10 protein-coding genes and 1 pseudogene are annotated in these 11,890 nt (G+C 46.0%); 3 read left to right on the plus strand and 8 right to left on the minus strand.

Going from position 1 to position 11,890, the window contains the following annotated elements; all coding sequences use genetic code 11:
- Positions 1-116: 116 nt before the first annotated feature.
- The 6 genes and pseudogenes from ETF27_RS09780 to ETF27_RS09805 all read right to left on the minus strand — a co-directional run bounded on the left by ETF27_RS09780 (position 117) and on the right by ETF27_RS09805 (position 6,668).
- Positions 117-845 carry a hypothetical protein gene (locus ETF27_RS09780; RefSeq protein ID WP_147785758.1) on the minus strand — a complete coding sequence of 243 codons (729 nt, stop codon included), beginning with the start codon at positions 843-845 and terminating at the stop codon, positions 117-119.
- 46 nt (positions 846-891) lie between these two features.
- On the minus strand, positions 892-1,569 hold the full coding sequence (locus ETF27_RS09785; RefSeq protein WP_158635990.1) for a DUF5715 family protein: 678 nt from the start codon (positions 1,567-1,569) through the stop codon (positions 892-894).
- A gap of 103 nt (positions 1,570-1,672) precedes the next feature.
- Complete coding sequence (locus ETF27_RS09790; RefSeq protein ID WP_147785760.1) at positions 1,673-3,649, minus strand: KUP/HAK/KT family potassium transporter; 1,977 nt, start codon at positions 3,647-3,649, stop codon at positions 1,673-1,675.
- Positions 3,650-4,297: 648 nt separating this feature from the next.
- On the minus strand, positions 4,298-5,554 hold the full coding sequence (mobV, locus tag ETF27_RS09795; RefSeq protein ID WP_130829601.1) for a MobV family relaxase: 1,257 nt from the start codon (positions 5,552-5,554) through the stop codon (positions 4,298-4,300).
- Between the two features lie 62 nt (positions 5,555-5,616).
- Positions 5,617-5,838 carry a hypothetical protein gene (locus ETF27_RS09800; RefSeq protein ID WP_240048174.1) on the minus strand — a complete coding sequence of 74 codons (222 nt, stop codon included), beginning with the start codon at positions 5,836-5,838 and terminating at the stop codon, positions 5,617-5,619.
- A 27-nt stretch (positions 5,839-5,865) separates the two neighbouring features.
- Positions 5,866-6,668: pseudogene (locus ETF27_RS09805) on the minus strand (toprim domain-containing protein).
- A 691-nt stretch (positions 6,669-7,359) separates the two neighbouring features.
- On the opposite strand from ETF27_RS09805, the gene ETF27_RS09810 reads away from it, so the two are divergent.
- The 3 genes from ETF27_RS09810 to ETF27_RS09820 all read left to right on the plus strand — a co-directional run bounded on the left by ETF27_RS09810 (position 7,360) and on the right by ETF27_RS09820 (position 9,158).
- Complete coding sequence (locus ETF27_RS09810; protein WP_130829602.1) at positions 7,360-7,632, plus strand: helix-turn-helix domain-containing protein; 273 nt, start codon at positions 7,360-7,362, stop codon at positions 7,630-7,632.
- A gap of 8 nt (positions 7,633-7,640) precedes the next feature.
- Complete coding sequence (locus tag ETF27_RS09815) at positions 7,641-7,946, plus strand: helix-turn-helix domain-containing protein (protein ID WP_130829603.1); 306 nt, start codon at positions 7,641-7,643, stop codon at positions 7,944-7,946.
- 210 nt (positions 7,947-8,156) lie between these two features.
- Positions 8,157-9,158: a hypothetical protein gene (locus ETF27_RS09820; protein WP_130829604.1), complete on the plus strand. Its 1,002-nt coding sequence runs from the start codon at positions 8,157-8,159 to the stop codon at positions 9,156-9,158.
- Between the two features lie 576 nt (positions 9,159-9,734).
- Here ETF27_RS09820 and ETF27_RS09825 read toward each other — a convergent pair.
- On the minus strand, positions 9,735-10,967 hold the full coding sequence (locus tag ETF27_RS09825) for a site-specific integrase (RefSeq protein ID WP_130829605.1): 1,233 nt from the start codon (positions 10,965-10,967) through the stop codon (positions 9,735-9,737).
- 5 nt (positions 10,968-10,972) lie between these two features.
- Positions 10,973-11,890: site-specific integrase (locus tag ETF27_RS09830; protein WP_240048175.1), on the minus strand; the 918-nt coding region annotated here is incomplete at its 5' end.

The raw sequence follows: 11,890 nt of genomic DNA on the forward strand, positions 1-11,890 counted from the left end.
TTGTCATAATTTCTTACTTTTTTTATAGTCAGAATTGTGACAAGCTAAATCCGTATAAGACATGCCGTCCGTCGTCGCCGTTTCACCCCCTCCTTCGCCTTGCTCTGCCGCAGGTGTCAGATGAATCCCCCGCTTTCACGAGCCATGCACATCAGCTCGTATTGCTTTGATATTTTCTCGTAGGAACAGAACCCGACCCTGTTGCGAAAACCGTCGAAAGCCCTCCGCTCAATCACCTTTTTATATTGTGCGTACCTGTTTTCAGATGCCACAATCAGGAAACGGCTGTGGAAATCCTGCAAGTCGCAGAATTTGGTTATGGAGTTCTGAATGTCCGTCGAGTGCTCCACCTCGAAAAAACTGTGGGGCATCTTGCGCTTGTTGAACCATATCACGTCAACCGTCCTTGCACGGTTGGTCAGCTCGCTGTAGGAGAAATCGGGAATTTGAATGGTCGAGCACACTTCGATCAGTGGTCTCTCAAGGAATTTCCGGTTTTGGTCTTGTGCCGGCACGTAGGTGGTATAGTTCTCCATGTTGCCTATCTCGGCGATGAGCCCTTGGTAATAGCCATGCGTGAAAAGCTCCTCTTTCTCCTTGTCGCCTGTCTCAATCCCCAGTTTCCGCAACACCTCGTCGCGGCATTCCTCCAAAGCCCATAATCCTGGCTGTATCCTGAAAATCTCATTCGACATCTGCACAATCCTGCGGATCGACTCGTTGGGTGTCTTGGTAGCCCATTGCGATGTGTTCACATGTCGGTATAGGTTGCCGAGCGTCGAATAGCCCCCGTGTTGGCGGAGGGTTTCTATCACTTGTTGAGTCTGTGTCTGTTTTCTTTCCATAATTCCTCGATTTAGGTTGCCTTAATCAGTCTCTGTGTCCGACGTCTCACCGTCTTGCCGTCACGTGGAAACAGTGCTGGCTCCGCTCGAAGATTATCCAGCATTCGCCCTCCTTGCGCAACTCGCAGATGACTTCGCCCAGTAGGTTGGCCATCAGATGGTTGCTCGGTTGCATGCCGTCCATGCTGATGCGGTTGAAGCGAGTGAAGCTGACATCGAAGGTTGTGCCGTACATGTGCGACGAGTTGGTGGCGGCGACCCTGTTGATTTTTTTCAGTCCGCCGATATCCTCACGGGTGCGGAGCATCGACGTGACGATGATTCTATGCTCTCGGTAGCCGGCTTTCCGGAGTTTCTTCTGAAATCGCTTGGCGATGGTCTTTAGAACCCATTTCCCGCCACTGGTGAGGTAGGGATTCGAGTGGGGCATGGGGTCGAGTAGATAGTATCGGTTGGTTTTGATTTTCCTCAGTCGCCAGGCTCGCAGCCATATTCCGCTGCGCCGTCTGATGGGTTTCGACAGTCCGTAGCGAGTGGCGGCTTCGAGTTGCTGGCCGCCCAAGTCGGCTATCTGGAATCGTCTGTCTATTTCAGGGTTGTCTTGCCTGAACGTGTGGCCGCCCTCGCCAAACCGGCTGCTCGTGCATCCTTCCATGACCAGCAGCAGAAGGGCAGCGATGATTGCCGTCAGGTGTCTGGCGGTGATGTGTCGGCAGTTTGGCATGTGTCCGTTCATTTTCTCCTATATTATAAATAGGTGAGCTTGCAAATTCAGTATTGTTGGATTTCGATGTTGTTTTTGTTGGCAAAGGGTCGCTGTGGGGCGCCTAAAGGCTGTCGCCGTCGTTGTCAACTCGTTTGATGGGGCGCAGGCGATGGGGCTTCACCACTAAGGGTACGTTCTCGATGAACACGTTGCTCGTGTCGAGACCCAGTGCGCGCGACATGCTCAGTTTCAAGTGGGCAATCAGCGAGTAGAGGCTCATGATGAGGCGCTCCTTCTTCGAGAAGTGGTTGAGGGCTGCATAGATTCGGTTGATGATGACGAAGATGAAGTTGCCCGAAATGCCGTGTTTCTCAAGCGACGGGTAGCAGCTGTCGAGCGTGAACTCCTTGCTGGCCACCAGCTCCTCGATGATCTGGCGGAAATAGTGGTTCACCAGCGGCTGAACGCGGAACCCTAATTTCAGGTTGATGCGGTAGAGCGTGTCTGGAATCAGCGTCGTGAACTCGTATTCCAGTGTTTGCGGCTCGTCCTGATAGTCGATGTGTAGCAAAATGTAGTGGTCGGCCCGCATGGGGTGCTTGTGGATGATGGAGTAGAGAATCTTATGCTCGATGTCGTAAGTGCCCGAAAGCTTGCTCAGATAGACGATATTGGTGGCAAACTTGGCTATCGTGGTGTCGTGCTTGATGTCCGAAATCACGCCATACCACTCCCTGATGTCGCGCACATCGACCTGTTGACTGCGGATGAGTTTGGCATTATGCCATACATACATCACGACGAACATGACACCGGCCATGAGCATCGTCACCCATCCGCCATGAACGAACTTGAACATGTTGGCAATGAAGAAGATACCCTCAAGTCCGATGAAGAAAACCACAAACGGTATTGTGATGAGCGGCGACACACGGCGCTGCCCCAGATAGGCGAAGAGCAGTAAGGTGGTCATGAGCATCGTGATGGTGATGGCCAGACCGTAGGCGGCTTCCATGTTCTCGGAACTCTCGAAGAACAGAATGACGAGGATGCAGAGCACGTAGAGCGCCGTGTTGACAAACGGTATGTAGAGCTGTCCCTTCACGTCGGTGGTGTATTTGATTTTCTGACGCGGCCAGAACTTCAGGTTCATCGCCTCACTGAAAATAGTGAACGAGCCACTGATGAGGGCTTGACTGGCGATGATGGCGGCGATGGTGGCCATGGTGATGCCGAAAAATAGGAAACTGCGGGGCATGATGGCATAGAAAGGGTTGACGCCCGGAGCAAGACTGTCGGCATGGTTGATGATCCAAGCTCCCTGACCCAAGTAATTGAGGATGAGCATCGACTTGACGAAAACCCAGCTCACGCGGATGTTCTGCGCACCACAGTGGCCGAGATCGGAGTAGAGTGCCTCGGCGCCGGTCGTACAGAGGAACACCGCCCCAAGGATGAGGAACCATTCGGGATCATGTATCAGAAGCTCCAGCGCATAATAGGGATTGAAAGCCTTGAGAATTGGCAGAAAGTCGGCGATGTGACCGATTCCCAGTACCCCCATCATCGTGAACCAGACGAACATCAGCGGACCGAAAAATCGCCCGATGGCATTCGTTCCAAATTGCTGAATGAAGAACAGCACCGTAATGATACACAGGCAGATGGGAATGATGGGTGTCTCTGGCTCGTAGGCTCTCAGTCCCTCGATGGCCGAGAGCACCGTGATGGAGGGAGTGATTACACCGTCAGCCACCAGCGTGCTCGCACCGATGATGGCCAGTAGGTAAAACCACCTGCGGCTGTGCCGCCTGATGAGCGCATAGAGGGCCAGAATGCCGCCCTCACCCTTGTTGTCGGCACGGAGCGCAATGAGAACGTACTTGATAGTGGTCTGTAACGTCAGCGTCCAGATGATGCACGACACAGCACCGGTGATGTATTCGGCATTGATGGTGCTGCCGGCCTTCACAATGGCCTTCATTACATAAAGTGGCGATGTGCCGATGTCGCCAAACACAATGCCCAGCGTCACGATGACGCCGATAAAGCTCAGCCGGTTGTGTGCGGCCTGTTTCGTTTCAGAGTTCAATGCCATAGATTGTCCCTTTCGTTTAATCTGAAAATATCGCTGCAAAGGTAAGAAAAAATCGGAATCTGCAAATTTTTATCAATCTTATTTTTCACTTTTCTCAAATCGCTTCAGTTGCAGGCTCATCGCATCCGACGCCCACTCCGTTGCAACCGCTCCGCCATTATCGACACTTGCCTCATCCGTCAAAGCCCCATCGAAAAATACTCGGCAAAATATCAATTATCAAATATAGATGATGTCCCAACCCAAACAAGAACAGATGGCACATTGATATATAGGGGAATTCAGCTAATTCCCTAATTACCTGCAATTGGAGTTTTCCTCCGGTCGTTTTTCGCTTCGTCGGTGATAAGTATTATTCGCTTGCCGCGTAACGCTTATATTCCACCCATGGGATTTTTTGTTTGTAAACTATCTTGTTGAAGAATAGAGTGTTACCATTTTAGAATAAATGTATGGGTAACGATTTAGAAATGAGCAGAGTGCTTTAAGGTACATTGTTTTGAATAGCCAAAGAACGCTCACTTTTACCATTTGCAAAGATACACATTTGCGAGGAAAAGTAAGCGTTTTTTCGTGATTTTCTTCTCGAAAAGTTTTGTTGGGATAGAAATACACCGATAAAAGAAAAAAGAGCTTCTCGGTTTTCATTTACAACCGCTGCGAGCGATTACGATTGATAAGCTGTTTCCATTTCTGTTCGCACCAATCGGTAATGGGAAGCCCGTTGATGGTAAGGAGTGGTCGCTTCTTTTCATCTTTGATAATACGGATTTCGGTATCCTTTTCCGTGAACTCTCTCCTGTACAGGCCCGAATAGGTTTTTGCCGTACCTCGCTGGGGAGCTTCCGTGCGATACATTTCTGCAATTCTATCGTCAGAGAAATCCATCTTTCGGAGCATCAGACGGATATTCAAGAGTTGGTAGAAACCATTGAAGAAGCGTTTTATCCAATTCCGCTCTCCCTCATAAACCTGTACGGTTTCTTCCAATTCGGCAATGGCTCTGTCCCTTCCCTTGACCGTGTCCTGCAAGAGAACGACTTCCTTTCGGATTTCGTTTTTCTCCTTTTCCGAAAGATACTGTTGCCGTTCGGCTTCCTGTTCCAAGTCTGCGATGCGTTTTTCTGCCTTGTCGAGTTCAGAGTTGCCAAATATAGAATAAAACGTACCTTTCATTCGGAGTTTGCCTGCCTGCTTCTCCAACTCTTTTATCTTGGCAGTGAGTTCTGCCTTTTGAGCTTCCTTCTCTTTTGTCGATTTGAGAATTTCCTTGTAATACTCCATCGTGGTACGGTGCTTGGCTTCCGAGCCGTGTATGCCCCGTTCTAACCCGAACCGTTGTACTCGCTTGGCATAGTCCGTCTGATACTGTTCCAGTTTCTTGGGCGTAAGCACATCATCGGCACAAAGCCGTACCTTGTTCTTCTTCGTCTTATACTTCCGCTTCCCATTCTCAGCTTCCTCTTTGGCTTTTCTTCTTTCCCCCGTGACAATCGGGACGACTGTGGCGTGAATATGTGGCGTTTCCTCATCTGCGTGCAGCGTAGCAGCGACCACGTTGTCCGCCCCGAAAGTGGAGCGAAGCCAATCCATCGATTCATCACACCACTCGTACAGGCGTCCTTCCTGCTCTATGCGAGACATATCCTCCGGTGAACTCGACAGAATAAAGCGCAGGGCTTTGGCTTGGTTCTTTGCTACCTTTCGGTAGATACCGGCTGTGGCGATGCGATGTTCTATCGCTTCGCTACGGTTGGTTACATTTGCAGGGAATTGCACCAATTCCCTGTTCAAGTGTGTGCGAGAAGAATCGACGTTACTCGGGGTATATGTCCGCGCTATATGAGCGGTATTTCCCGAGTCGTTGCTTCTCGCCTTGTCTACATGTAATACGGCGTAGCCCATTGTTTGAAAATTGATTTAGGGATATCCAAAGGGGCAGAGTCCCTTGGCTCAGGAGGGTATTTTTAGCGATAACGAAGTGCAGCGTGAAGAAAATACCCTAATAAGCTATGGCATTTCTCGAAATGTCCGCTCCGCCCTGCTCGTCCTTCTTGCTTGTTACGTTGCATTTTGTGAATGCCTGCACGCTTTGTTTCTAAGTTTGGCTCTGCAAACTTGCTGTTCTGAGGAACTGCCGTAGCTATCGAAACAAAGCCGTTTATTCGCATACATTTTATTTCCTGCATCTTTGAATGCCTGATGATAGAATAATGTTATTTGCTTTCTTTTGCCTTATGTCTAAGTCCTCGTTTGCGAGGTGGTATCACCTGCTTTAGTTCTGTTCTTTGGGCGACGTGATAGTCGTTGAGGTCTTTATATCGGGAATAGTGTCGGCTCATATCTTCCACGTTGATACCTGCTGATTGTAAAGATTGGAGGGTTTGTCGTCCTGCTGGGTCGTTGTCAAAGAAAGCCCGAACGGAGTCAATGTCGTTCTCGTGAAGATAGGCAATGGCTCGTGAAAGATTACTGACTGAGTTCAGTACAAGGCAAGGGGCGGTTTCTTTCCCTTTCATTGTGAGAAGAGAAAGGAAGTCGATAAAGCCCTCGAAGAGACAATGAGAGGCGTTGTTCGCTTGTCCTGCAATCACGGAAATATCCTTCGGAGCGATTGTGCCTTTGAATGTCTTGTCGTCCCGAAGCTCATACCCTCCTGCACGATTGGGAAAGCCGATGGCGGAGTATTCTCTTCCTCCTACTTCATAGCGAACGTGATGGAGATAGGGGCGAGGGTTGTTGCTTTCCCTTCGGCAAGATGCGCTATTGCTTCGTAGGCACTGCATCCACGCATCTTCATCACAAGGTCGATGATGCTTCCGCCCTGACTTGTGCCGTAGTCGTGCCACAGGTTTTGCCGAAAATCCACTTTCAGGCTGGCATTCGGGTCTTCTCGGTAGGGAGCGTGATAGAGGGTATAGCCGTTGTAACGCTTGGCAGGTTTGATATCGCAGGCGTGCAGATAGTCTGCTATCGGTATCGCTTTGATATATTGTAGGTCATAATATCTTGATTTCATAAATTGATTTGCTAATTCTTGAATGAATAAATTTAGTTATAAACAGTGAAAGAGAAAAGGCTGTCAGTTCACGGAGGACGAGCCTTGTAGCACTTGCCAGCAGGTAAAAAGCAGAAAGCCATTCTCTGCTTTTTTCTTTCACTGTATATATCCTTTCACAGTGAAAGAAAAAAGTTTCTATGGTATTTCTGCTTAGCTTGTTTCCTTTCATTGTTCGTACTTCTTCTGTTTGCTTGATTTTGAACTTTCATCCGAAAACGGATGCTGAAACCAAGTTAGAGAGCCGAACACACATTACCAAGGATTGCGAGGTTGTTGCTTCGGGGTACAGAAAAAAGCTCCAAAAAAGGGTGGAATAAACAGGAGAAATCGGAACGAAAATGCTCAAAAGAAGAGAACAGAGAGGAGAACGGTTTTGCAAGCGACTTCGCCGAATTGCTAATGTCTACATCATTCTTCACTAGAAACAAAAGAGAAGTATCTTCCCATTGGTAAGAGAGCCATTTTATACCGTATCGAAGCCACAAGTACCCATTTGGTTAAAAGTGGTTGAAGTGAAAGAATTACGCTTGTACTTTTGCCTGCGAGTTCCTGCTGTCTCCCTTGATTTCATCAGTCAAGAAAATAAGGATTTCGACTGCGTATATTTGCATCAAAAAGAGAAAAAACAACAATTTAAAACGATATTGATATGAGATTTACAGCCATCGACACCTCCGCTTGGGAGGAGCTGAAAAAGAGCATCGAAGAGCTGGCTCTTTGTATGAGAGTAGAGTTCGGCACGAAACCCGAAGTCCCCGATCTGTTGCACAACGGGGATGTGTGCCGAATACTGAACATCAGCAAGCGAACGCTCCAGCACTATCGGGACACGTCCGTGTTACCCTTTATCCAAATCGGGCATAAGTGCTATTACAAACGTGAGGATGTGGAAGCACTCCTTGCCAAGTCCAACCGAAAATAACCACAGCTATGGAGTACGAGACCATCAACAAAGAAACGCCCGAGATGAAACAACTCATCTCAGGCATCAGAGAAGTGAGCAAACGCCTTCGGGAGATTGCCCAAACGCATCGTCCTCTATTCGGTGGCGAAATCTACCTCACGGGGCGAGAGGTCTGTGAACGGCTTTTCCTCAGCCCTCGCACATTGCAGGATTATCGGGATAAGGGGATTATACCATATACCCAAATCGCAGGAAAAATACTCTACCGTCTCTCCGACATTAACCGACTGCTGCAAGAAAACTATTACGATAATAAACTGTCCGAGAAGTAAGGTTTCATACTGGTCATTAAAACATGGTATATTTGATATTAAAAATACCAACTTTTAGGTATTGCAATCTTAGTTTGTTATCAGTATTTTTGTAAATAAAAATTATTGTTTCTACCTAAACAACAAGAATTTCGCAGGAGCAGTAAAATCCATGACAAATTACGATGCTATTGATAATTAATAAAAACAATCTTTAATTCACAAAAAGCTATGAGATTAATTAAACAACTAATCAATGCTAAGGTCACTGCATACCTATTTGCATGCAGTTTGGTGTTAGGTATTGCATCATGTAGTTCTGACGTTCGCTATGATGAAGTAGAACCTAAGCCCGTTACTCAAATTGAAAACCTGTCTTCTCAGGATCAGATTGCTGTAGAAAACCTTCTAAGTTCTATTAGTGATTTGAATGCCCAGTATCCATCAGTTAGCACGCGTGGAGCATTTACATCGAATGCTGCAGTGGGCCTTGCTGATGCAGCAGGATACGCTGCTGGAGGAAGGATTGGAGCTTGGGCTGGCAGTGCGATTGGCTCTGCGGCAGGTCCGTGGGGAGCAATAGCTGGTCATCTTATTGGTCGCAAAGTGGGACCTTACATTTGTACATCTTTGGCTTCTGGTGCAGCTGGATGGCTGTGCTCTAAAATCTCTACTAGAGCTGCAACAGATGTTGATGAAAAGTTTGAATTTGTGAGTATAATTTCTGATAAAGACTCTATTGGTTATTATCACAATCAAATGATGGTTAAAATTGGGAATGATCGTTCAAGGTATATTGACCAATTAGGATCAGTTAATTATGAACTAATGTATGATGATATCGTCAGTTATTGTCATGAAATAGGACAATATGACCCATCATTGGATAATCCTTTGATAAAATCAGGAGTCATCAATCAGATAAGACAACTTTGTGAAATCTCAAAGAAGTACGAGATGAATCCGACGGACAAGAATTTCGTAAAAGAGCAATGTGAATTCCTAAAATTCAATTGCAACTTGTCAGATTCAGAGGTTAAGTTATATAAGGATTTCAATGTTACCTTATACGAGAAATGCTCAACTTTGTCTGATAATCAAATTGTAAATTATTCAAGAGACTTGAATCGTATAATTGAACACTCAGGCGTATCAAACTCTATTAAGGAAAGCTTAAAAAAGTCTGCGGATTTAACTATTAATAGTTCTCTTTGCTGGAAGAGAAATTTCTAAAATAAGAATAAAAAGAAAAGAAGTGATGTTTTAAATCAATATCATTTCTTTTCTTGTACAGTGAGATTTTTTCTGTATACGTTCATCAATATAATAATACAATTGTGGATATTATAGATGCAGCTGAAATAGCTTGTGGATTCATTTTTGGAGTCCTTATAATTAAGTATATGACAAAATTTATCAAGAGAAAAAAGAAGTAGCCAATACGTTTAAATAACGTGGGTGATCCCCTTTGCAATGTCGTGATTTTAAGGAAAATTGCAATTTGCTATGAAAGAATAGGGCAATCATGATTGGAAGTGGATAGAGCAGACCATAACCTTTGAATCGCCCGTTTATGATGACATCCTCCTCCCCCTGTAAGTATTCATCAGGATGCAAATAGGATGATTTTATTGTCGTTTGCAGTCTGTGGTTGAGGTTATTTTATTCCTCGTTTTACCGAAGAACTTCGTAAGCTCTCTCCGTTATAAAGATGTTTCCTTTTCTATTGAGAACGACTAAAATATTGCAACCGATCTCATTCAAAGCCTTTGGTTTATTTTTTAGACCTCATGCCGTTCTTCCATTTTATTAGTTGTTATAATCTCTGGAATTTTCCCCCTCTCTTTCTTCATTTTCTTTTTTCTTTGCCGATTGCTTTGCAAACAGTCTGTCCATATCTTCCGAAATTTTCTTGTCTGTTACCTGCGCATAAATCTGAGTGCTGGCAATAGACGAATGTCCCAACATCTTGGCGATGCTCTCCATTGGAATACCTGCCTCCAAAGTCAGCGTACCGAAACTATGCCTTGCTACATGCCAAGTTAGCGGAGTGCGAATGCCACACGCTAAGCCCACGGTTTTGAGGTGTGTGGATAGTTTACCTTTGCTCATTGTATCAGGGAATATCTTGTAGTCTCCTTTGTGTTTCTCCTTGGTGTAGCGTGAAAGAATCTGCTCCGCTATCGGATGCAATGGTATCAGGCTCTCTACTTCTGTTTTCTGTCTTGCTTTGCGGATATACCGCTTCCCTTCGCTATTCGTTTCGATTTGCGAAGCTCTCAAACTCTTCAAGTCCGCAAATGCCAATCCAGTAAAGACGGAGAAAAGAAACATCCTTCGACTTAGTTCCGCTCCCTCATCTTGTAATGGAAATGTCAAGAGCTTAGCCACTTCTCCCTTGCTTAGGAAACGAGGTTTGTTCTCCACCACTTCATACTTCATCTGCTCGAAAGGATTAAAGCGTATTGTCCCTTGACTGACGGCTCGACACATCAACCGACTTAACCAGCACAAATGCCTGTTTATCGTTGCAGGAGCATAGCACTCCTTCTTCAAATAGAAGCGGTAATCATCAAAAAACTCTATGGAAATAGCCGTTAGAGGAATATCCTCCTCACCACGACTTCTCACAAAGGAATTGAGCTGCTTATCAGAATTTCTATTGTTGCAACACGTTCCCTCACTCTTGCTTTCTCTTTGGGCTTTGAGTTCCTCTGTACTAAGGGCAAGAAGTGTCATTGGATTTCGTCCGATGCCTTGTAAGTAGTTCTTCAGCAACTCGGCACTCACCGCACCATATTTGTAGAGCAAAGTATTGTAACCTTGTTCGATTTCTTCCCGAAAGGTTTGCAGGCGTTGATTGATTTTCTTGTCCGCAGTCTCCCCTCGCTTCACGCTCCAACTATGAGGAACAATGCTTTCGCCTGTGGTTATCACCGCGTTTGCTCCATCAATGGTGATGCGACAAAGGATTGCCGTTGTACCGTCCGCTTTGGTCTTATTTTTATTGATGTAGAATAGAATTTTGAATGTGCTACGCATAAGTCTTACAAGATTAAGGTTAGGTTTTCGGTGAAAGAAAGAAATCGCTCGAACTCATCAAAGAGTTTCTTGGGAGTAACGTGGGCGTACCGTTCGGTCGTTTGGATGTTGCTGTGTCCCAACATTCGGCTAACCGTTTCGATGGGAACACCTCGTTCCAAAGTAATCAAAGTAGCAAATGTATGCCTTCCGACGTGTGCCGAAAGGGGAATAGAGATTCCAGCTCGAAGTTGCAGGGCTTTGAGCTGAATGAGGTAAGCTGAATAAGCAATGGGAGCAAAGAGTGTGGCACGTTCGTCAGATTGATAACGCTCTATCAAGTGCACCGCTTCAGGCAAGAGTTTTACTCGACAAAGGTTCTCGGTCTTTTGTCTGCGGAACTTCAGCCACAACGCCCCCTCATCGTCCATAAAAAGGTGTTCTCGATTAAGGGCAACCATATCACAATAGGCTACGCCCGTAAAGCAGGAAAAGAGAAAGAGATTACGAGCTGTTTCCAACTCTATTTCATACGGTTCAAAAGTCAAGGCTTGCAACTTATCCAATGAAGCTCTGTCCAACGCACGAGGTTGTTTGTTCTCTCCTCGTTCTATTTCTATGTGAGCGAATAGTTGTCGCTCTGTCAAGCCCTCACGATATGCCAATCGGCAGACTTTCTTCACCGCCAAAGCCATCTTACGATAATGACCTTGCGAATGTCCCAACTTTCCGACAGAGTAATGTTGCAAGCATTCTAAGAAATCTTCTTCAATCTGACCGAATGGAATATCTGTCGTGTGGTACTTCTCACAAATAAAGGCTTGCAGGTGCTTTCGAGTAGTGTAGTAACCGTTCAAAGTAGTTGCCTTGCAAGTTCCAAAACGAAGTGCAATAAAAGAGTAGCCCTCGCCGAGAGATGCAGACGTTCTCGAAGCGTAGCGAGA

Source organism: Prevotella brunnea (assembly GCF_008016795.1).
GTDB lineage: Bacteria > Bacteroidota > Bacteroidia > Bacteroidales > Bacteroidaceae > Prevotella > Prevotella brunnea.